This is a genomic window from Dysgonomonas sp. PF1-14 (genome assembly GCF_029892965.1).
GTDB lineage: Bacteria > Bacteroidota > Bacteroidia > Bacteroidales > Dysgonomonadaceae > Dysgonomonas.
Genome location: NZ_JARXWN010000024.1, coordinates 13,077 through 33,460 on the forward strand (window position 1 = coordinate 13,077; position 20,384 = coordinate 33,460).

A 20,384-nucleotide genomic window follows, 5' to 3' on the forward strand; every position below is an offset into this window, starting at 1 on the left:
TGGCTAAAGCCATTTCAGAATGATCAATCTTATTCTTCCACATAAAAGTGGAGGAAACCGAGATTTTAACTAAAACCTGACAAATATTACAAGTTACAAGTATTTCTCTTTGCATCTTTGTGTGAGACTATTTTTAACTAAAACCTTACGAACCTTACATTATTTAACGTGAGTTCGAAATAATAGTATCTAAATATCAGCTAGTTATATATTTTCTTTGTGAGCCTTGTGTAAAACCTTGTGCTCTTTGTGGTTAAATCTTATTTCTTTTACCACAAAGGACACAAAGAAAAACCACAAAGGGCACGAAGTTTACATCATATATTTTGGAAAACAATTGATTACATACTATTTTTATATCGAACTCAGGTTATTTAGATTTAATTCGAAGACCTTCTTCTGTTAACTGTTAACAGAATCTATTTTATAGATAAAGATATTTTTATTTCAAAATAGTTATTATCAGCTAAGTTATTTATATTTGAAGCCGTATTCTGGACACGATTTAGATAGTCCAATAACAATGAATATTGGAAATTTCTATGGCGAACCGGTAAGGATAGATAAATATAGAGGATAGATGCCGATATACTGAATAATTGGCTATACAGCCTGTAGCTTACCAGATAGAAACGGATATTACACCTGTCACTATAGCCCAGTCATATATTTCTGTCAATGGCAGGTCGTAAGGCATATAATTGTCTTCGTTGAGTGAAATACATTCGATGTTGCCTTCCGTTTTCGATGGCATTACTTTCTTTACAATGCATCCACCCGATGTGACGATGGCATACACCTCACCCCAGCGGATATGAGACTGCCCGTTCCACAATTTGCAGATGACTACATCCTGATCGTTGATGCTCTTTCTCGGATTGGCAGAATTTACCATACTGTCGCCGTGAACGCGCAGCGAAAAATCGTAGTCTCCCATAAACGGAATAGTGACCTTTCTGCAACTATTATCTTTGATAGCGATACTGAAAGCATCGGGCTCATTTAGTGAAATATTTGTCGCATCGAAGAATGGCCTTGCTATTTCTTTGCCATATATCGGCTGTGCATCAGATACAACAGGCTTCTCTACAATCATTTTTCCATTGCCGGTAATGAGCCATTCTACGTTGAGGTTCTCTATTGAGGATATCATTTTACTTATCAGTTCATATGAGGGGCGGCTACGCCTTTTCCCTACGATGTTTTCGGTGACCGTAGGTGCTACATCTATAGCCCTGGAAAAAGCCCTCTTGTTGCTAGAGAAAAGTTCACGTATAATTTTTTCTACCCGATCGTTTATAGTATTCTCCATATCTACAATTTGGTGCTCAAATGAGTGTTTTGTTTGCTTTTTAATTGCTTTTATGTTCTCATTTGTGTATATTTGTAATTGTGAATATTCACATCGCCGTAAAGATATGATTTTTTAAATAAAAATGTATGGCAAAAACAACTATAATACAAAAAACAGAGATACCCGAATTTCTGCCACACGGATGGAAAAAAGAGGTTGCCTCATTGCTGGGCATACACATCAATACTGTAACGAATTCACTGAAAAAAGGGAAAGGGCATACTTATGAAAGGATAAAACTTGTCGCTATTAATAAATGGGGGCTGTCTGCAAAATCGGGAGACGATGCCGGTAAGCTATAAGGTACTTTTCGCCGGTTTGCTTATATGTAGCTTTGCCGGTTGTACGAGTGAGCGAAAAACGCTCAGTATAAAGTATAAGCTGACAATAACATCCCCGTATCCATGTAACATCTTCATCAGCTACAAAGATGTAAATGATTATGTGATGCTGACTACAGATAGTGACTGGATGCAAGAGGTCTGCTTGTCGTCGGGTGATGCGGCATCTTTACTCGTTATTGTAGATCGGAATTGTGATGCAGAGGGCGATATGCTGCAACAATCTCGAAGTGTATCGGTAACCGGAGAAATTATACAAGGGGAAAAGATTATTGCAGAAAGGTCGGACAGGGTAGTATTACTCTCGTTTCCGGTATTTTCCTTCTGAGTATGCGGGCTTTAATTTTATAAAAAAAACGAATGTGAGTATTTCACATTCGTTCGTTTGCTCTTCCTCTTGGACTTGAACCAAGGACCCTCTGATTAACAGTCAGATGCTCTAACCGACTGAGCTAAGGAAGAATATTTTCTGTTATCGAATACCCCTTTGAATATTCCGGATGCAAAGGTAGTAATCTTTTTTTATTATGCAAGAATGTTGTATCATATTTCATGATTTTCTTATCAGGTTTCTTCCCTTATCAATATATTAGAGGTACTACTATATTTTCATTTTCGCTTTTGTGTTTATTATAAGGTTTGCCAGCTCGGATCTGATTGGAGAACCAATAAAAAAGCAATTATTATTTAATAATTGCTTTCCTGCTCTTCCTCTTGGACTTGAACCAAGGACCCTCTGATTAACAGTCAGATGCTCTAACCGACTGAGCTAAGGAAGAGTATTATTCTCTCAAAAGTGAGGCAAAAGTAGGGCATATTTCTGAAATATGCAATATCTTTACGCAAAATTTTAAACTAAAGAATGACAAAAGTACTTGGAATGGGCAATGCCCTTGTGGATGTTTTAGCCATAATAGAAAACGACGGACTACTAGAACTCCTTGACCTGCCGAAAGGTAGTATGCAACTGATAGACGATGTGAAATTCAAATCCATCAGCAGCGAAATAAATAAGTTGAAAACAGAAATTGTATCAGGGGGCTCTGCTGCCAATACGATTATAGGACTTGCACGTCTGGGAGTAGAAACCGGTTTTCTGGGAAAAATAGGAAAAGACTCCTTTGCCCGTTACTTTCACGATGATATGGATAAATACAAGGTGAAATCGCACCTTACAGAGGTTGATATACCATCGGGAGTAGCATCTACTTTTATCTCTAAAGATGGAGAGCGTACATTCGGTACTTATCTGGGAGCGGCTGCGCTGCTCGAAGCCGCCGAACTGAAAAAAGAAGATTTTGCAGGATACGATTATTTCTATATAGAGGGTTACTTAGTGCAAAACTATGACCTTATCCGTAGAGCAATTGTTTTGGCAAAAGAAGCCGGTGCGAAGGTTGTTCTCGATATGGCAAGCTTCAATGTGGTAGAAGAAAGTAAAGACTTCTTACTCGAAATTATCCCGCAATATGTAGATATTATTTTTGCAAATCAGCAAGAAGCCAAGACGCTATTAGGACTTGAACCCGAACAGGCTATATCGGTACTAGCCAACCAAACTGAAATTGCTATTGTAAAGACCGGAGCAAAGGGCTCGTGGGTACAGAGAGGAGAAGAGAAAGCCTTTGTGCCTGCATTGGATGCCGTTTGTGTCGACTCTACCGGAGCCGGCGACCTGTATGCTTCAGGTTTTGTGTATGGGCTTATAAAAGGTCTTTCGTTAGAAGAATGCGGTTATATCGGTACTTTGCTGGCTACCGAAGTTATTCAGGAAGTAGGAGCTAAGATTTCGGAAGAAAGATGGACTAAAATATTGAAAGGAATCAATATACATTAAGAGTCTGTTTAAATTTGACCGAAAATATTTCATATAACTGTTTCAGATTATTCTTTGGCTCTTATTTTTCTTCTTTCTTCTCTATTTTCTTCTTTCCACTCTTGGTTTAGCCCGCTAAACCTGCGAATAAAAAGAAAAAAATATATTTGAAATAATACAAAATAAGAGTGCCAATCAAATTTAAACAGTTACTAAATAAAATCAGATGACAGGGTTGCAGGATAAAATTGCTTTCGTTACCGGAGGAGCAAATGGTATAGGCAGAGCCATCGTTGCGGCTTTGTGTAAGGCGGATGCCGATGTCATTTTCTGCGATATTGATGAAGTGGCAGGAAAGAAACTCAGCGATGAACTCGACGAATATAAGTGCTCTTTTGTCAAGCTCGACATTTCTGATGCCGGATTATTGGGTAATACGGTTAATAGTATTCTCGATAAGAAAGGGAATATAGATATTATAGTAAATAATGTCGGAGTGGGAGGCTTCGGTTCCATCCTGGAAACTTCTGTAAATAAATTTGATAAGATACTAAATATTAACCTTCGGCCTGTTTTTATTACAGCTAAGCTATTAGCAACACACCGTTCCGAAAATCCTCAACTGAGCAGCTATGGGCGAATCATTAACATGGCTTCGACTCGCTATCTGATGAGCGAACCCGATACGGAGGCTTATGCCGCATCTAAAGGCGGAATTGTATCGCTTACCCATGCTTTGGCTATTTCGCTGAGCAAATATAATATAACAGTAAACTGTATCAGTCCGGGATGGATAGATACCGGACACTATGGAGAACTACGTCCTGTCGATCATGTACAGCATCCTTCGGGTAGGGTAGGAGTCCCCGATGATATTGCCCAAACATGCCTCTTCCTTTGTCAGCCTGAAAATAATTTTATTAATGGACAGAATATTGTTGTTGATGGCGGCATGACAAAGAAAATGATCTATGAAGAATAAGGCCGTCTTTAATTGGAGTGGTGGAAAAGATTCTGCTTTGGCTTTGTATAAAGTATTGCAGGAGCAAGAATATGAGATTGTAGCACTTCTTACTACAGTCAATCGTGACAATCGCCGTTCTACAATGCACGCTATTCCCGTTTCTTTACTCGAGAAACAGGCGGATAGTCTCGGTATCCCTTTATACATTGTCGATCTGATGTCTAACGGATTGATAGGAGACTACGAGAAGGCAATGTCAGAAGCCGTTTCACTTTTTAAAGAACAAGGTGTAAACCATTTTATATTCGGAGATATATTTCTGCACGATGTGAAATCGTATCGCGAAGAGAAGCTGAATCCTTTGGGTATAACTGTGGTAGAGCCTCTTTGGGGGAAATCGTCGGAGGAAATAATGGATGATTTTCTGGCTTCGGGTTTACAGACCATCGTAGTAACTACTATGGCCGATGTGTTAGATGAATCCTTTATCGGTCGGCATATTGACCACAGCTTTGTCAAAGATCTGCCGGAGGGAACAGATGTTTGCGGCGAAAACGGTGAATACCATACATTCTGCTATTCGGGCAGCATATTCCGTTATCCGGTACCCTATACACTTGACACTCCGTTCCGGAAAACATATCCGGTAAAGATGGATGACGGTACAGAAAAAGACTTTTCATATTGGTTTGCAGGACTGTATGATCTGACGGAATAGAATTGGCTGAAATAGCTGTCCCACATGAATAATAAATCATTATCTTTATGCAAAGATTTTGATAGCATGAAACACATTCAATTCATATTCTTTTTGCTTTTTGCTTTTTCGCTTCAGATCTCGGCATGTACCACAGCTATTATTTCAGGGAACTATACTGCGGATGGGCGTCCATTGCTCTATAAGCACAGGGATACAGGCAGCCTGCAGAACAAGCTGATGGCTTTTTCTGACGGAAAATATGACTATATAGGTCTTGTAAACAGTAAAGACAAGACAGGCAAAGAAGTCTGGGGGGGCTACAACTCTGCCGGATTTGCCATAATGAATTCCGCATCGTACAATCTCAATCTCGAAGAAGTTGGAAAAGAAGAACGCGAAGGCATTGTTATGAAGCTGGCATTGCAGCGTTGTGCTACACTTGCCGATTTTGAACGCTTGCTCGATTCCTTGCCTAAGCCCCTGTATGTTAATGCTAACTTTGGTGTGATAGATGCGAACGGAGGTGCCGCTTACTATGAGACAGGCGATTTCAGGTATAAAAAATATGATGCGAATGATTCATCTGTTGCCCCGATGGGTTATATCGTCCGCACCAATTATTCTTTCTCCGGCGATAGAAATCGCGATAAAGGATTAAGTCGTTATCAGGCGGCAGAACCTTTATTTGCTCAGGCTGCTCAGGTAGATGCTATTTCGTACCGATTTCTATTAAGAGATGTATCGCGATACCTGACTCATGGAATGACGGAAACAAATCTGTATGACCAGATGCCGCAAAATGCAGACAAACGCGTATTTGTAGCCTTCCGCGACTATATTCCACGTTATTCTACTTCATCTGTTATTGTAGTTCAGGGAGTAAAGGAAGGTGAATCTGTCTACCTCACTACCATGTGGACGATTCTCGGATCGCCGCTTACTGCTGTGGCTATTCCTGTATGGCTGAATAAGGATAATACTTATCCGGAGATACTGATGGCTGATGAAACCGGAAATGCTAAGCTATGCGATTGGTCGCTGACACTGAAAAAACAGCTGTTCCCTATCTCGCGTGGCGAGGGAAATGATTATCTGAATCTTGCCGCATTGATATCTTCTGATGGAAAAGGTATCCTGCAAAGACTGAAACCAATAGAAGACAAGATTCTCGATAATGCAGAAATTGTACTCGATGCATGGAGAAGCTCTCAGCGTACAAATGCATCTCAGGTAGACTTCTGCGACTGGGTAGATAAGTTTGTCACAGCTTCATATCAACAACAATTTTCAATACCTTAAAATAATAAAAACACGTAGATTATGCTATTGTACGACATTGCCATTATCGGCGGAGGACCTGCCGGCTATACAGCAGCGGAAAGAGCCGCAGCCAGTGGTTTGAAAACAATTCTTTTCGAAAAGTCCGCTTTGGGCGGAGTTTGCCTCAATGAAGGCTGTATCCCGACTAAAACACTTCTGTATTCAGCTAAAACGCTGGATAATATCAGAAATGCGGGAAAATACGGAGTGACGGTTTCGGGTGATACTACATTCGATCTGGGTAAGATTATAGCCCGCAAACAAAAAACAGTACGTAAACTGGTTGCAGGTATCAAAAAGAAACTAGCTGCCCATGAGGTAACAGTGGTAAACGAGGAAGCCATCGTAGCAGGCGAAGACGGAGAGCGTAACATCCTTATTAACTATGGCAAAGAAACGATTACAGCGGCAAAGGTTCTGCTGTGTACCGGTTCCGAGACCATTGTTCCTCCTATAAAAGGCTTGGCCGAAAGTGGTTACTGGACATCGCGCGAAGCATTGGATAATAAGGAACTGCCCGAATCATTAGCAGTTATTGGTGGCGGAGTTATCGGAGTGGAATTTGCTTCGTTTTTCAATAGCCTGGGTGTGAAAGTAAGCGTTGTGGAAATGCTTCCAGAAATACTCGGTAATATGGATAAAGAGCTTTCGGCAATGCTTCGTGCAGAATATGCGAAGAAAGGGATAGATTTTTACCTTGAGACTAAAGTTGTCGCCGTAGAAGATGGCAAAGTAATTGTTGAAAAAGACGGAGAGCAAACCTCCATTCCGGCTGCTCAGATACTCTTAAGTACAGGGCGTCGTCCGGTCACAGCTAATCTCAATCTGGACAAACTGAATGTGGAAACGTTCCGCAATGGTGTAAAGGTTGACGAGCATATGCGTACTACTCACTCTAACATATATGCCTGCGGAGATATTACAGGATATTCACTGTTAGCACATACAGCTGTGCGCGAGGGAGAAGTTGCTGTGAACCATATAATAGGCAATCCCGACAAGATGAGCTATAAAGCCATTCCCGGAGTGGTATATACCAACCCTGAGATAGCAGGAGTAGGCAAAACAGAAGAGGAACTGGAAGCCAAAGGAGAATACTGCAAAGTATTGAAATTGCCGATGGCGTATTCGGGTCGCTTTGTTGCCGAAAATGAGCTTGGAAACGGTGTCTGCAAATTGATTCTGGATTATGATGAAAAAGTTATCGGATGCCATATGTTGGGAAACCCTGCTTCTGAACTGATCGTAATTGCCGGAATAGCGATAGAAAAAGGCTTCACAGTCGAAGAGTTTCGTAAGATTGTATTCCCGCATCCTACTGTAGGAGAGATAATACATGAAGTGCTTTTCTCATAACGGTAGCGGATGATAGGTAGGGATGTACTTACAGGTGTAAATGCGGCTACATTACTGTGGTTGGACGGTTGTCTGGTCGATTGGTCAAATGTAGGCAGGATACTGTATCCCGTAACAGATGGAAAATTACCTCAGAATATGGGTAAGTACGGTTATTCGTACAACTTCGATAGCTGTATCATATCCCGTGACAGCCAATACATATTTCTGTATCAGAATCTTGGCACTAAAGGATTACTGTTAAGAAGAAATGGTGATATAATAAGAGAAATCAACAGGTCGTATTATCATGCTGATGTATATGAGTATCCTGTTGCATTTCTTTCGTATAATGATAAAAGCTACCTGATACATTGTCCTCATTCATATGCACAACTCGATTTTGAGGATATTGAAACAGGGGAAATCATTACGGCTGTCAAAGGGCGTGAACCTGCTGACTTTTTTCATTCCCGACTGGAGGTAAGTCCCGATAATAAACATCTGTTGTCGAAAGGTTGGATATGGCATCCGGCTGATTCTGTCCGCCTGTTCAATATAGAGGCTTGTTTCAACGATCCGCTGGAACTGGATAAACCATCTGTAACACAGCCGGAAGCAAATGCAGATATAAGTACTGCTTGCTTTATAACCGACAATCATATATTGCTTGGTTGTCCGCCTTTTAGCGAAGTTTATGACGATGAGGTTACCGATATCCTGACAGAGAGACAGATCGGTGTCTGGGATATAATTGAGAAAAAGATGGTACACATAGTATCAGTCGGTCTCGATTTCGGTAATCTTTATCCTATCGGTAAACATTATGTTTGGGATTTGTATAAATATCCGAAGATCATCGACATTCGTTCGGGAAAAGTGGTGTCGGAAATAGATGAAATATATAGCGGTACAAAGTGCTCATCTATAATACATCATTTACACGATCTTCCGCTTATGGCTTTTGATTACCGAACTAAGTCCATAGCCATATTGCATGATAGGACACTCAATATACTGACGCCTCGTAATCGTTTTTAGCTCTGTCTTGGGTCTATACCCCACATCAGTTTGTTACGCAATGTGTTGTAGAATGTGTTTTCTTTCCGCTTGATTACATTCAGGCTAAAATCGGCTTTCGATATAGTCAGTTTGGTTCCTGTCTTGAATACATTGGAACGACCGTCCAATGATATGAGGAAACTGTTGTTGCGGCTTTCTATGTCCAATGTTATAATACTGCTGTCGGGTACAACCAACGGTCTGTTGCTTAGGCTGTGAGGAGCTACGGCAGCTATAACAAAGTTCGCCGCAGTAGGTACCATTACCGGCCCGCCTACGCTGAGTGCATATGCCGTAGATCCGGTAGGCGTAGCTATTATCAGACCGTCAGCCTCGTATGAAGTCAGGAATTCCCCGTCTATATGCGTGTGTACGGTTATCATCGAAGCGGAGTCCTGTTTCAATATGGCAATCTCGTTCAGGGCATAGTTGAATCCGTGATAATCCTTATGTTCTGTAGTCAGATGTAACTGACTGCGGTGTTCTATCCTGTAATTGCCCGAAAAAATATCGGCAAAGGTCGCTTCAAGGTCTTTTTCTCCCACATCGGCAAGGAATCCAAGCCTTCCTGCATTAATTCCGAGTATGGGTATGTTCTTTTTCCCGATTACAGATGTTGTACGCAGGAAAGTGCCGTCTCCACCTATGCTGATAACAAGGTCTGCATTAAAGTGATCGTTCCGTATTACTTTGGCATTACTGTATTGCAGGTTGAGCGTATCTCTCAGATAGATGTAGAATTTCTCCTGAATATATACCTCTGCATTATTAGCCAGCAATATACTGAACAGTTTTTCAACCTGTTCCTTTTTCTGATGCTTACTACCAAAGACTGCTATTTTCATTGTTGATCCTTTTTAGCTTAATTTCACTTCCTGTGAAACAAATAACACCTAAAGCTGTTAATAATTTGGAACTGGTATTCACTATCTCGCCAATTCATATTACATTTGTAGCTTGGTATCGTTCTGCAAAGTTGCTAAAAAGTTCGGATATGTGAATTGTTTTTAGCATTTATATACGGATTGGTATTTTATTAACTATTTTTCATGACCAAATTAAGCGTAAATATTAACAAAGTAGCTACACTGCGCAATGCAAGGGGAGGTAACGTTCCCGATGTAGTAAAAGTAGCGTTGGACTGTGAAAAGTTCGGAGCCGATGGCATAACCGTACATCCTCGTCCCGATGAAAGGCATATTCGTTTCAAAGACGTGCATGACCTGAAAGCGAAGGTTCGTACTGAATTTAACATCGAAGGCTACCCTACACAAAAGTTTGTCGACCTGGTTACGACTATCAGGCCTACACAGGTAACCCTTGTACCCGATGCACCGGATGCCATTACTTCTAATGCCGGGTGGGATACGATCGAGAATCAGCAACTCTTGTCCGACTTGGTAGACGAGTTCAGAGCTGTAGGGGTGCGTACATCCGTATTTATAGGTACAGACCTTAAAATGATAGAATGTGCAGCAAAGACCGGAACAGACCGTATAGAATTATATACTGAGCCTTATGCTGCAGCTTATGCTAAGAATAAGGAAGCTGCTATAGCTCCTTTTCTGGAAGCAGCGAAGTTGGCAAAGAAGTTGGGACTGGGTGTAAATGCGGGGCACGATCTGAGCCTTGAGAATTTACACTACCTCTATAAAAATATCCCATGGCTAGATGAAGTGTCTATCGGGCATGCGCTCATTAGTGACGCTTTGTATTTGGGCTTGGAAAAGACGATAGAATTATATAAAGACTGTCTGAAAGAGACGCCCGAACTAAGATAATAACTGTAAGAATGGAGGCACAAAAAGATAGAATGATAAGCTTAGGAGCGACCATCGGTTTTCATATACTGGTGATCGTAGCTCTTTTGTTTTATACACTAGACTTGACCCCGATAACCCGTCACGCTGATGAATTGGAAGGCGTACCCGTTATGTTCGGTAATGTGCCCGATGCTTTTGGTGACGATGAACCTTTCGGCAGAGGTAGCGGAGAAGATGTAGGTGCTAGTGAAAATACCTCACCGGATGTATCGCCCGATCCAATTCCGATGATGGAAAATACCGTAAAAGAGACAAAGCCGGTAGTTACCAATACCGACAAAGCTCCTGTTACGCAGGACATGGAAGAGACAGTAGCCATAAAAGAAGCGAAACGTAAGGCTGAAGAGAAAAAAGAACAGGAGGCTGCCGAGCAGCGCCGAAAAGCAGAAGCCGATCGTATCGCAAAATTGGAAGCAGAAAAGAAAGGGCAGATAAATAACCAGATGGCCGGACTATTCGGTAATGGTACAGGCAGTGGCAGTCGTGGAAATACAGAAGGGACAGGAACGCAAGGTGTAACCACCGGTAATGCCAGTTATGGTAAAACATCGGGAGTAGGAGGCTGGGGATCGTTCGATCTGGGAGGCCGTAGTCTTGGTAGCGGAGGCCTTGCAAAACCTAATTATTCGGTAGATGACTATGGTACTGTTGTTGTGGATATCCTCGTAAATGCCAAAGGCGATGTGGTGGAAGCCACTATAGGTAAAGGTACTAATACGCCGAATACCAATCTTAGGAATGAAGCCATCAGAGCCGCTAAGCGTACCAAGTTCAATGCCGTTTCGGCTGTTACCAATCAGAAAGGAACAATCACATATAAGTTTAATCTAAATTAAATTGATATGAAGACTATATTTATATTTCTTACAACCGGATTTGAAGAAATAGAAGCGTTAGCTACTATTGATATTCTTCGTCGTGCCGAATTAGATGTTAAGTCTGTATCGTTGACAGATAGTAAGCAAGTGATGGGTAGCCATCAGATAAACGTTGCAGCAGACCTGATGTTCGATCAGGTAGATTTCTCTCAGGCTGAGATGTTGGTTTTGCCGGGTGGTACAACCAAATTTAATGAGCATGAGAATATGAAAAAAGAACTGCTCGCTTTTGCTAATAAGGGAAAAAAGGTTGCCGCTATCTGCGCTTCGCCGATGGTATTGGGTGGACTTGGGCTTCTCGAAGGAAAGAATGCTACATGCTATCCCGGATTTGAAAAATATCTGGATGGAGCAAATCTGCAAACCGATAAGGCTGTCGTTGTAGACGGAAATATTACAACCGGACGCGGTCCCGGACTTACTATCGACTTTGCATTGAATCTGGTAGAACAGCTTGGTGGAAAAGAAAAGAGGGATGCAGTAGCAGCCGGATTGTTAGTCAAATAAACTTAAAGATGAATGATGGGATTAATTCCCATCATTCTTGTTATATATACAATAGAAATACAAAACTAAGAAATGGAATTTTTACACGAAGTTTGGACTTTTTTTCTCAATCTGCTAAGAGATACCGGAGGCACTCTCGATATGCTGGTAACCGAATACGGAGTATGGGTATATGCTATACTATTCCTGATAATATTTTGCGAAACGGGATTGGTCGTTACGCCATTCCTGCCCGGAGATTCATTGTTGTTTTTGGCGGGAGCCATAGCCGTACGTCCCGATAATCCATTGCATATCTATTTCCTTGTTGGGATACTCATTGTAGCTGCTATTATAGGTGATGCTGTAAATTATACTATAGGGCGGTTCTTCGGGCAAAAGCTGTTTAGTAATCCAAACTCGAAGATATTTAAACAAGAGTATCTGGAAAAGACCAATAAGTTCTACGAAAAGCATGGGGGGAAGACAATTATACTGGCACGCTTTGTCCCTATTGTTCGTACATTTGCTCCATTTGTAGCCGGTATGGGTAAGATGAGTTATAAACATTTCTTCTCGTACAACGTTATAGGAGGTATAGCATGGGTTACTATCTTTTGTGCATTAGGTGCTATTATAGGAAGTAACGCATGGGTAGAAAAAAATCTGGATAAGGTGGTTATTATCATCGTTATAGTGTCTATCCTTCCGGGTGTATATGAAGTGCTGAAAGCCAAATGGGAATCAAGAAAAGCGGCTAAAGCAGAAAGCGAATAAATCAAGACTCAGGATATAGCGATATAAATAGTCTTAGACTTTAATTCTTATACCACTGACACCAAATAGTACATGCTTGTGCTTATGGTGGAGGTGGTTTCTTATTTTACAGAATCATAAACTACTACTTGTATGAATTATATAGCGAATATACCCGAAGCGGGATATAAGAAACGGTTGGTCATTATCGGAGGTGGGTTTGCCGGACTCGAGTTGGCAAAAAAGATAGACAAGAAGCAATATCAGGTAGTGCTGATTGATAAAAACAACTATTATCAGTTTCAGCCTTTGTTCTATCAGGTAGCTACAGGAGGGCTCGAACCGAGTTCTATCTCTTATCCGCACAGAAAGAATTTTCAGAGAAATAAGAACTTCCATTTCCGTATGTGTGAGGCACAGTCTGTAGATCCGGAAAAACGTATTGTAAAAACCAATATAGGAGACATTAATTACGATCATTTGGTTATCTCTACGGGGTGCGATACGAATTACTTCGGAAACGAAAGCCTTAAAGAGACTACCTTTGCATTGAAATCAGTTTCGGAATCACTCTTACTGCGAAACAGGATACTATTGAGTTTTGAAGAAGCCTTAAGTGCTAAAGATGAGGGTGAACTGAAAGAAATTCTGTCATTCGTTATTGTCGGTGGCGGTGCTACGGGTGTAGAGTTGGCAGGCTCTTTGGCAGATATGAAGAAGTCTATCCTGCCTAAAGATTACCCCGAAATAGATTTCTCTAAAATGGAAATACATTTGGTAGATGCGTCTCCCCGTCTGCTGTTTGCCATGTCGGAAGAGGCTTCTGCAAAGGCTGCAAAAACGTTGAAGAAGCGAGGTGTGATTATCCATCAGGATATATCGGTAAAATCTTTTGAGAAACCTTATGTAGAGATTAGTAACGGAACAAAGCTTCGCTCTCGTAATGTTTTTTGGGTAGCGGGAGTTAAACCGAATAGCCTTGCCGGACTTGACGAGTCTGCATACAACAGAGGGCGGCTTGCAGTGAATGAATTCAATCAAGTAAATGGTTACGAAGATATCTTTGCTTTAGGTGATACGGCATTGCTGATTTCCGACAACAGCCCGAAAGGGCATCCGCAAGTGGCTCAGGTAGCATTGCAGATGGCAAATAATCTGGCTAAAAATCTGAACAATACTATAAAAGCTAAAGAATGGGAGAAGTTCACCTATGCCGACAGAGGTTCATTAGCCACTATCGGGCGTAATGCCGCTGTAGCCGATTTGGGGAAATTCCGTTTCGGAGGACGCTTTGCATGGTGGCTTTGGCTGTGGGTACACATACTTTCCATTGTAGGTATGCGGAACAAGGTATCGGTATTTATCGACTGGGTATGGAGTTATCTCAACTATGATGTATCGTTGCGCCTGTTCATACGCCCTAAATTCAATAAGATGTATAAAGAGGAGTAGAGCTGGTTCTCAACTGTCGGCGAAAAAAGTTATCTTTACTGGGCTAATATACTGACCAAAATGAGAACAGAACAGGAAATATTTGATTTGGTTCTTGGCTTTGCAAAGAACGATGACCGGATACGTGCCGTAGGTATGGAAGGCTCCCGTATGAATAAGAATGTGCCTCGCGATATATTTCAGGATTACGATATGTCGTATATCGTCACCGATATGGATTCCTTCATCTCAGACAAGCACTGGATAGATGTATTCGGAGAACGCATTATCCTACAGACTCCCGAAGCCATGTCTTTGTTTCCGCCCGAACTGGGTAATTGGTTTTCGTACCTTATGCTGTTTGCGGATGGAACGCGGATCGACCTGTTGTTGATTCCTATAGCTGAATCAGAACTATATTATAAAAGTGATAAGTTGGTGAAAATCCTGTTAGATAAAGATGGTATTTTCCCCGCTCTTCCCGAACCGTCAGATGAAGACTATCATGTGAAACGCCCTTCCGAAGGATTTCTTGCCGATTGTTGTAACGAGTTTTGGTGGGTTTCTACCTATGTGGCAAAAGGATTGTGGCGAAAGGAGATACTTTATGCGAATTACCATCTCGATACTATCCTGCGCCCTTGTCTGCTGCGCATGATGGAGTGGAAGGTCGGTATAGAGACAGACTTCTCACTGAGTGTGGGGAAGAACAGTAAATACCTGTCCCGATATGTTACACCCGAAGTCTGGAATACCTTGTTGAGCACATATAACAACGGTAGTTATGAAGATTGTTGGGCGTCATTGTCAGCTATGATACAACTGTTCAGAGATACAGCCCTATTTGTCGCAAAAGCTTTAGGGTACAAATATAATGTGGATGAAGACCGGAAAGCCTCTGCTTATCTCTGTCGTATAAAGGACTTGCCGGAAGACGCGCTGTCATTCTGGTAGTATTAGATACACTATATGAAACCATATTCATCATACGAGATAAAGAATATAAAAGATAAATGGTATAGCCCTTTTCGGGAAATATATACGACCTCTTTCCCTGTATTCGAACAGCGGAGTCCAAAACAACAGTCAGATGCTTTTAAGGATAGCCATTATCATTTATCAGCTTGGATAGACGGCGAAAAGCTTCTGTCATTTGTCTCATACTGGGATTTTGAAGGTTATATCTATATAGAACATCTGGCAGTTAACCCGGAGTTGAGAGGGCAGAATATAGGTAGCCAGATGTTGGATGCCTTTGCAGATGAAGTCAAGAAAACCGTTATTCTCGAAATAGACCCACTGATAGATGAGGTGTCTGAGAAAAGATTAGCGTTTTACGAAAAACTTGGATATAAAATAAATAAGTACAAACACACTCATCCGGCTTATAACAAGGACTATAAGCCGCACAACCTGGTAGTTCTTAGCCTGTATGAAGAACTAAAAGATGAAGAATACCAACAATTCTATAATGACCTTGTTCATATAGTAATGAAAGACTACTAGCATTGTCCCTTTCGATATAACTTAAAAGCATTATCTTTGCATCATAATTACAGTAGGCCGGTTTGTCGCTGACTGCCGTATGGCAGGAAGAGGAAAGTCCGGGCAACACAGGGCATCGTACTTCTTAATGGGAAGCTGTTCGCGAGGGCAGAGTTAAGGTAACAGAAAATGACCGCCCCTAACAGGGTAAGGGTGAAAAGGCGAGGTAAGAGCTCACCGCTCGTGCAGTGATGTATTGGGGCTGTACTACTTGCGAGTTGTAAGACCATGTATACCGGCGTATGTAGGGCTGCCCGCCCGATGCCGGGGGGTAGGTCGCTAGAGCCTGTCCGGTGACGGCTGGCGTAGATAAATGACAGACACCTTGATTTATTGAGGGACAGAACCCGGCTTACAGGCTTACTGTTTTATTTTTCTAACGATGGATACATTTCTATTTGTAGCACTCAAAGTTTGCCTCTATGGCTTTATAGTGTTGTTCGCTCTGGTTGCTGTTGCGCGATTGAGTGGTTCATTCGCTGAAAAACCGTTAGAGTCTCTGAAACGCAGATCGGAGAGGAAAGCATTTAAGATCATATTTGTTACCGTCTTAGCTATCTTAGGCGGTTTCCTGTCTCGTTTCATTTCAGTCGAGAATGCTCTGAGTGTTTTCGGGAGAGATAGTGATATTATCCGCAATGAAGTATCTTCTGTACATATGCTGGGAGGTGTATTCGGTGGAATTATTGTAGCCATAATTGCATTGTCTGTTATACATTTGCTATATGACTATATTCACCATGACGAAGAAACGGAGTGATGTACAGATACCTATCCTGTTGCAAACCTCAGACGAAAATACTCTTTTTGTAAACTGCATTTGACAAACTGTAGACGTAAATACATATTCTGCCGGATTTCACGATATTTTCATTTTTAAGTCAAATTTCTTCCATATAATTTTAGTATCTTTGCATCGCTTTCAGAAATGGAAGGAATCAAAACAACATGTTGATAATCAATAATATTAATATATTTAACAGAAACAATCATGATTACAATCGACAAATTTAATTTTTCGGGTAAGAAAGCTTTCGTCAGAGTTGACTTCAATGTGCCATTGGATGCAGACTTCAACATCACAGACGATACCCGTATCCGTGCAGCAATGCCTACTCTGAAAAAAATCATAGCCGATGGTGGCAGCCCTATTATCGCTTCGCATCTTGGTCGTCCTAAAGGAGTAGAAGACAAATACTCTTTGAAACACATCCTTGCCCATGTATCGAAACTTCTGGGTGTAGATGTACAATTTGCAAATGATTGTGTAGGTGAAGAAGCAGGTGTTAAAGCTGCTGCATTGCAACCGGGAGAAGCCCTGTTGCTCGAAAACCTTCGTTTCTATGCCGAAGAAGAAGGCAAGCCTCGCGGATTGGCAGAAGATGCCAGCGATGATGAAAAAGCCGCTGCGAAAAAAGCCATCAAAGAAAGCCAGAAAGAATTCACAAAGACACTTGCTTCTTATGCAGACGTGTATGTGAACGACGCCTTCGGAACCGCTCACCGCGCGCACGCTTCTACAGCACTTATTGCAGACTATTTCGATGCTGAGCACAAAATGTTCGGTTACCTGATGCAGAAAGAAATCGACGCAGTAGAGAAAGTCATGAAAGATACTGCCCGTCCGTTTACTGCCATCATCGGGGGTGCAAAAGTTTCTTCTAAGATAGACATCATCGAAAACCTGTTGGATAAAGTAAATAACCTCGTTATAGGTGGAGGTATGGCATTTACATTCATCAAAGCAGCAGGCGGTAAAATCGGTAACTCGCTGGTAGAAGATGATAAACTCGACCTTGCTAACGAAATCGTAGCCAAAGCTAAAGCAAACGGTGTGCAGCTTGTGATTGCAAGTGATGCTAAAATAGCAGATGGGTTCAGCAACGATGCCAATACTCAGATAACAGAAGCTAACGCAATTCCTGACGGATGGATGGGATTGGATGTAGGTCCTAAAGGCGAAAAAGAAATTGCCGATGTACTCATGGCTTCTAAAACTATCCTTTGGAACGGTCCTGTAGGAGTATTCGAATTCGATAACTTCGCAGCCGGAACAAAAGGTACAGCAGAAGCTGTTGCTGCTGCAACCAAAGGCGGAGCATTCTCGCTTGTAGGTGGAGGTGACTCTGTAGCTGCCGTAAACAAATTCGGTTTGGCAGATCAGGTATCTTATGTATCTACCGGTGGTGGAGCATTGCTTGAGTTCATCGAAGGAAAAGTTCTTCCGGGAATTAAAGCGATCAGAGGATATTAATCCGAGCTTTGAAATAATTATAGAGAGAGTTCGTAGATATTTCCTGCGGACTCTCTTGTTATTTAGGCTTTTGGTAAAAATATGGGTGTTGTAGTACCACTTTCGAATTTTTAGTATCATATCTGAATAATATCGTATAGTACACAGAAACTGAGACTCCACACTGTTTGCCGGGTTTCCATTTCGGCATTTTGTTTACTGCAGCAAGAGCAGCCTTTGCGAAGGTTGTATCCTCTCCCTTTAGTATTTTTGGCTCAAGAATTTCTCCTGTTTTATGTACAATAAAACGGATGATGATTTCTGTAACCAATGTGTCGTTTCTGTATTCGGATTTATATTTCAGGTTCTTGCCCATAAATTTTTGAAGAGCTTCCTTGCCTTCTACAAATTCAGGAAATATTTCAATTGATACAAAAGGTTTTTCCTCATATTTCCTTTCTTCTGGAGCCAGCTTCTTTTCTTCCAAAGCTAATCTTTCTAATTCTTTGATACCTATCTCCCGTTTTTCGACAGGAGTAAATTCCTTGATCTGAGACAAAATACTAACGGAACAAGTGAGTGACAGTATAATTAAAAAGGTTCTCATATTCTTATTATTTGATTATCAATAAAGCCTGAATATCACAGGCAAAGTATAATACGTATTTACATCTTTGCCGTTATGCTGTGCAGGTGTCCAGTCAGGCATATCTTTTACGGCTCTGAATGCAATCTTGTCGCTTGCCTGATCAAGTCCTTTTATGATTTTCACATCTCTTATTTTTCCTGTTCGGGTAACAATAAACCGGACAGTGACCCTTCCTTGTGGTAAATATCCCATTGTACATGTAGGGCAGGGTGGTTTTGGTTTCGTCTTTTCTCGGAAGTATTTATACATTTCTTCTTCTCCACCGGGAAACGAAGGCATACGGTCGGGTGTTTTGCATATACCCTCATTTCTGATTATCCAGTTAGTCTGGTCAAACCGTATTGACAATGTAAACCAGATATCCTCTGATTCCGAGTTCTTGTCACTAAAATTACCCCCAACTTCCCATTTTGGTATCATCTTCACAATACTTAATGCAATGCTATCACATTCGGAGTGAATCCCTTTTACAACAAATATACTATCTGGTGTTCCGTCTTCTCTGATAAGAAATCTTATTCTTACCATTCCCTCTACACCATCGTCTATAGCCGACTGTGGATAAACAAAATTTTTATTGATGAATTTATATAACTCAGTTTCTCCTCCGGGATATTGGGGCATTCTTTCATACTTGATAAGTCCTACTTTCATCTCTTCATCTTGATCTCCATATTGCCCAAAACAAGACAAAATGGAAAGTAGCAATATAAGTATCAAAAATATTCTTTTCATCATTTGCTTTTATTAGGTAGTCAGTAATTATATAAATAGCTGTGTCTTTTTTTATTCTTTGATCCTGAATATCACAGGCAAATCAAAGTAAGCACTCACGTTCTTATCTTTATACTTTGCGGGAACCCATTCCGACAAAAGGCAGGCTACGCGCAGTGCCTCTTTATCCAGTGATGGATATACACTTTGTATAACCTGAGGTGATTTCACCTTTCCGTCTTTTGTGACTATAAATCTGATAACAACCTTTCCGCCGACATGATGTTCTTCGAATGGCCATTTCAGATTTTCCATAATAACCTTGTACAAAGCTTCTTCGCCTCCTACAAATGACGGTTTTTGCGTAGGATTCCTATATACTTTTTCTCCATCCACATATTCATAATCTGATAAACGAAAGAATATAGGCATTGTGAAATCGGAAGAGATTTTATCGCTTACTGGTTTCCATTTTGGCATACCTTTTATAAGTGCAATAACCGCACTGTCACAGGCAGGATGTAGCGATTCTTTTATCCGTATATTTGCCACATCTCCATTGGGAGCTATTGCATATTGCACAACTACTTTTCCTTCAATTTTCAGTTTGATGGCTTCTTCAGGATAATGCAGATTTTTATGTACATATTTAATTAATGCTTCTTCTCCGCCAGGGAAAGTAGGCATTCCAATCGAGACAAAAGGTTTTTCTTCATACTTTTTTTCTTCCGGAGCCAACTTTTTCACTTCTTTGATATCTATCTCCCGATTTTCGACAGGAGTAAATCCTTTGATTTGAGATAAAACATTAGCCGAACATGCGAGTGACAGTATAAATAAAAAGGTTCTCATATTCTAATGGAGTTAATTAAGTGATACATAATATTTATTGTTGTGTTCAATGCTGTAGGGGGGGAATAAATATTTGCCGAGATAGTTGGGGGGGGAAGTGTTTTTGGCCCTAACACTAACAAAGA

At 41.0% G+C, this 20,384-nt stretch carries 22 protein-coding genes, 2 tRNA genes and 1 other RNA gene; 18 read left to right on the forward strand and 7 right to left on the reverse strand.

Annotation, left to right across the window (positions count from 1 at the left end):
• Positions 1-619 precede the first annotated feature (619 nt).
• A complete protein-coding gene (locus M2448_RS19210; RefSeq protein ID WP_280645059.1) occupies positions 620-1,312 on the reverse strand; it encodes a S24 family peptidase in 693 nt (230 codons plus the stop codon).
• A 128-nt stretch (positions 1,313-1,440) separates the two neighbouring features.
• Here M2448_RS19210 and M2448_RS19215 point away from each other — a divergent pair, with 128 nt between their 5' ends.
• Positions 1,441-1,656, forward strand: a complete 216-nt coding sequence (locus M2448_RS19215) for a hypothetical protein (protein ID WP_280645060.1) — start codon at positions 1,441-1,443, stop codon at positions 1,654-1,656.
• Positions 1,640-2,023: a hypothetical protein gene (locus M2448_RS19220; RefSeq protein WP_280645061.1), complete on the forward strand. Its 384-nt coding sequence runs from the start codon at positions 1,640-1,642 to the stop codon at positions 2,021-2,023. The genes M2448_RS19215 and M2448_RS19220 overlap by 17 nt, the downstream gene beginning before the upstream one ends.
• A 60-nt stretch (positions 2,024-2,083) precedes the next feature.
• Here M2448_RS19220 and M2448_RS19225 read toward each other — a convergent pair.
• Positions 2,084-2,157: transfer RNA gene (locus M2448_RS19225), tRNA-Asn, on the reverse strand.
• 243 nt (positions 2,158-2,400) lie between these two features.
• Positions 2,401-2,474, reverse strand: a tRNA-Asn gene (locus tag M2448_RS19230).
• Between the two features lie 83 nt (positions 2,475-2,557).
• Between M2448_RS19230 and M2448_RS19235 the strand changes: the two genes are divergently transcribed.
• The 6 genes from M2448_RS19235 (at position 2,558) to M2448_RS19260 (ending at position 8,871) form a co-directional block, all read left to right on the forward strand.
• Positions 2,558-3,532 carry an adenosine kinase gene (locus M2448_RS19235; RefSeq protein WP_280645062.1) on the forward strand — a complete coding sequence of 325 codons (975 nt, stop codon included), beginning with the start codon at positions 2,558-2,560 and terminating at the stop codon, positions 3,530-3,532.
• A gap of 205 nt (positions 3,533-3,737) precedes the next feature.
• Complete coding sequence (locus M2448_RS19240; protein ID WP_280645063.1) at positions 3,738-4,493, forward strand: SDR family oxidoreductase; 756 nt, start codon at positions 3,738-3,740, stop codon at positions 4,491-4,493.
• Positions 4,483-5,193, forward strand: a complete 711-nt coding sequence (locus tag M2448_RS19245) for a diphthine--ammonia ligase (RefSeq protein WP_280645064.1) — start codon at positions 4,483-4,485, stop codon at positions 5,191-5,193. The genes M2448_RS19240 and M2448_RS19245 overlap by 11 nt, the downstream gene beginning before the upstream one ends.
• 66 nt (positions 5,194-5,259) lie before the next feature.
• Positions 5,260-6,474 (forward strand): hypothetical protein, encoded by a 1,215-nt coding sequence (locus M2448_RS19250; protein WP_280645065.1) that lies wholly within the window; start codon positions 5,260-5,262, stop codon positions 6,472-6,474.
• A 21-nt stretch (positions 6,475-6,495) separates the two neighbouring features.
• Complete coding sequence (lpdA, locus tag M2448_RS19255) at positions 6,496-7,851, forward strand: dihydrolipoyl dehydrogenase (RefSeq protein ID WP_280645066.1); 1,356 nt, start codon at positions 6,496-6,498, stop codon at positions 7,849-7,851.
• A gap of 9 nt (positions 7,852-7,860) precedes the next feature.
• On the forward strand, positions 7,861-8,871 hold the full coding sequence (locus M2448_RS19260) for a hypothetical protein (protein WP_280645067.1): 1,011 nt from the start codon (positions 7,861-7,863) through the stop codon (positions 8,869-8,871).
• On the opposite strand, the gene M2448_RS19265 is transcribed toward M2448_RS19260, so the two are convergent.
• Complete coding sequence (locus M2448_RS19265; protein ID WP_280645068.1) at positions 8,868-9,737, reverse strand: NAD kinase; 870 nt, start codon at positions 9,735-9,737, stop codon at positions 8,868-8,870. The two genes, M2448_RS19260 and M2448_RS19265, sit on opposite strands and share 4 nt — an antisense overlap.
• Positions 9,738-9,941: 204 nt before the next feature.
• Here M2448_RS19265 and M2448_RS19270 point away from each other — a divergent pair, with 204 nt between their 5' ends.
• The 10 genes from M2448_RS19270 (at position 9,942) to M2448_RS19315 (ending at position 18,065) form a co-directional block, all read left to right on the forward strand.
• A complete protein-coding gene (locus M2448_RS19270; protein ID WP_280645069.1) occupies positions 9,942-10,673 on the forward strand; it encodes a pyridoxine 5'-phosphate synthase in 732 nt (243 codons plus the stop codon).
• A gap of 11 nt (positions 10,674-10,684) precedes the next feature.
• Positions 10,685-11,551: an energy transducer TonB gene (locus M2448_RS19275; protein WP_280645070.1), complete on the forward strand. Its 867-nt coding sequence runs from the start codon at positions 10,685-10,687 to the stop codon at positions 11,549-11,551.
• A gap of 6 nt (positions 11,552-11,557) precedes the next feature.
• Positions 11,558-12,100, forward strand: coding sequence for a DJ-1 family glyoxalase III (locus M2448_RS19280; RefSeq protein WP_280645071.1), 543 nt, complete (start codon positions 11,558-11,560; stop codon positions 12,098-12,100).
• Positions 12,101-12,172: 72 nt separating this feature from the next.
• Positions 12,173-12,856: a DedA family protein gene (locus M2448_RS19285; protein WP_280645072.1), complete on the forward strand. Its 684-nt coding sequence runs from the start codon at positions 12,173-12,175 to the stop codon at positions 12,854-12,856.
• A 132-nt stretch (positions 12,857-12,988) separates the two neighbouring features.
• The gene (locus M2448_RS19290; RefSeq protein WP_280645073.1) at positions 12,989-14,287 is read left to right on the forward strand and encodes an NAD(P)/FAD-dependent oxidoreductase; all 1,299 of its coding nucleotides are present in this window, start codon (positions 12,989-12,991) and stop codon (positions 14,285-14,287) included.
• A gap of 60 nt (positions 14,288-14,347) precedes the next feature.
• A complete protein-coding gene (locus M2448_RS19295; protein WP_280645074.1) occupies positions 14,348-15,220 on the forward strand; it encodes an aminoglycoside 6-adenylyltransferase in 873 nt (290 codons plus the stop codon).
• 15 nt (positions 15,221-15,235) lie between these two features.
• Entirely contained in the window at positions 15,236-15,772 is a 537-nt protein-coding gene (locus tag M2448_RS19300) for a GNAT family N-acetyltransferase (protein ID WP_280645075.1), read from the forward strand.
• A 49-nt stretch (positions 15,773-15,821) separates the two neighbouring features.
• Positions 15,822-16,182: RNase P RNA component class A (rnpB, locus tag M2448_RS19305), an RNA gene on the forward strand.
• Positions 16,183-16,193: 11 nt separating this feature from the next.
• The gene (locus M2448_RS19310) at positions 16,194-16,571 is read left to right on the forward strand and encodes a hypothetical protein (protein ID WP_280645076.1); all 378 of its coding nucleotides are present in this window, start codon (positions 16,194-16,196) and stop codon (positions 16,569-16,571) included.
• 231 nt (positions 16,572-16,802) lie between these two features.
• Positions 16,803-18,065 carry a phosphoglycerate kinase gene (locus M2448_RS19315; RefSeq protein ID WP_280645077.1) on the forward strand — a complete coding sequence of 421 codons (1,263 nt, stop codon included), beginning with the start codon at positions 16,803-16,805 and terminating at the stop codon, positions 18,063-18,065.
• A 58-nt stretch (positions 18,066-18,123) separates the two neighbouring features.
• On the opposite strand, the gene M2448_RS19320 is transcribed toward M2448_RS19315, so the two are convergent.
• From M2448_RS19320 to M2448_RS19330, 3 genes are read right to left on the reverse strand one after another with little or no spacing between them, the layout of a single operon-like run.
• Positions 18,124-18,651, reverse strand: coding sequence for an energy transducer TonB (locus tag M2448_RS19320; protein WP_280645078.1), 528 nt, complete (start codon positions 18,649-18,651; stop codon positions 18,124-18,126).
• Positions 18,652-18,669: 18 nt separating this feature from the next.
• Positions 18,670-19,428 carry an energy transducer TonB gene (locus tag M2448_RS19325; protein ID WP_280645079.1) on the reverse strand — a complete coding sequence of 253 codons (759 nt, stop codon included), beginning with the start codon at positions 19,426-19,428 and terminating at the stop codon, positions 18,670-18,672.
• A gap of 51 nt (positions 19,429-19,479) precedes the next feature.
• The gene (locus M2448_RS19330) at positions 19,480-20,259 is read right to left on the reverse strand and encodes an energy transducer TonB (RefSeq protein ID WP_280645080.1); all 780 of its coding nucleotides are present in this window, start codon (positions 20,257-20,259) and stop codon (positions 19,480-19,482) included.
• Between the last annotated feature and the right edge of the window lie 125 nt (positions 20,260-20,384).

Excerpts from the sequence above, each read along its gene's own strand:
- M2448_RS19290 (WP_280645073.1), top strand. The coding sequence starts at position 12,989 with ATGAATTATATAGCGAATATACCCGAAGCGGGATATAAGAAACGGTTG.
- M2448_RS19315 (WP_280645077.1), top strand. The coding sequence starts at position 16,803 with ATGATTACAATCGACAAATTTAATTTTTCGGGTAAGAAAGCTTTCGTC.
- M2448_RS19275 (WP_280645070.1), top strand. The coding sequence starts at position 10,685 with ATGGAGGCACAAAAAGATAGAATGATAAGCTTAGGAGCGACCATCGGT.
- M2448_RS19330 (WP_280645080.1), bottom strand. The coding sequence starts at position 20,259 with ATGAGAACCTTTTTATTTATACTGTCACTCGCATGTTCGGCTAATGTT.
- M2448_RS19310 (WP_280645076.1), top strand. The coding sequence starts at position 16,194 with ATGGATACATTTCTATTTGTAGCACTCAAAGTTTGCCTCTATGGCTTT.
- M2448_RS19285 (WP_280645072.1), top strand. The coding sequence starts at position 12,173 with ATGGAATTTTTACACGAAGTTTGGACTTTTTTTCTCAATCTGCTAAGA.
- M2448_RS19265 (WP_280645068.1), bottom strand. The coding sequence starts at position 9,737 with ATGAAAATAGCAGTCTTTGGTAGTAAGCATCAGAAAAAGGAACAGGTT.
- M2448_RS19270 (WP_280645069.1), top strand. The coding sequence starts at position 9,942 with ATGACCAAATTAAGCGTAAATATTAACAAAGTAGCTACACTGCGCAAT.
- M2448_RS19240 (WP_280645063.1), top strand. The coding sequence starts at position 3,738 with ATGACAGGGTTGCAGGATAAAATTGCTTTCGTTACCGGAGGAGCAAAT.
- M2448_RS19215 (WP_280645060.1), top strand. The coding sequence starts at position 1,441 with ATGGCAAAAACAACTATAATACAAAAAACAGAGATACCCGAATTTCTG.
- M2448_RS19320 (WP_280645078.1), bottom strand. The coding sequence starts at position 18,651 with ATGAGAACCTTTTTAATTATACTGTCACTCACTTGTTCCGTTAGTATT.
- lpdA (WP_280645066.1), top strand. The coding sequence starts at position 6,496 with ATGCTATTGTACGACATTGCCATTATCGGCGGAGGACCTGCCGGCTAT.
- M2448_RS19245 (WP_280645064.1), top strand. The coding sequence starts at position 4,483 with ATGAAGAATAAGGCCGTCTTTAATTGGAGTGGTGGAAAAGATTCTGCT.
- M2448_RS19220 (WP_280645061.1), top strand. The coding sequence starts at position 1,640 with ATGCCGGTAAGCTATAAGGTACTTTTCGCCGGTTTGCTTATATGTAGC.
- M2448_RS19235 (WP_280645062.1), top strand. The coding sequence starts at position 2,558 with ATGACAAAAGTACTTGGAATGGGCAATGCCCTTGTGGATGTTTTAGCC.
- M2448_RS19295 (WP_280645074.1), top strand. The coding sequence starts at position 14,348 with ATGAGAACAGAACAGGAAATATTTGATTTGGTTCTTGGCTTTGCAAAG.
- M2448_RS19300 (WP_280645075.1), top strand. The coding sequence starts at position 15,236 with ATGAAACCATATTCATCATACGAGATAAAGAATATAAAAGATAAATGG.
- M2448_RS19210 (WP_280645059.1), bottom strand. The coding sequence starts at position 1,312 with ATGGAGAATACTATAAACGATCGGGTAGAAAAAATTATACGTGAACTT.
- M2448_RS19280 (WP_280645071.1), top strand. The coding sequence starts at position 11,558 with ATGAAGACTATATTTATATTTCTTACAACCGGATTTGAAGAAATAGAA.
- M2448_RS19325 (WP_280645079.1), bottom strand. The coding sequence starts at position 19,428 with ATGAAAAGAATATTTTTGATACTTATATTGCTACTTTCCATTTTGTCT.
- M2448_RS19260 (WP_280645067.1), top strand. The coding sequence starts at position 7,861 with ATGATAGGTAGGGATGTACTTACAGGTGTAAATGCGGCTACATTACTG.
- M2448_RS19250 (WP_280645065.1), top strand. The coding sequence starts at position 5,260 with ATGAAACACATTCAATTCATATTCTTTTTGCTTTTTGCTTTTTCGCTT.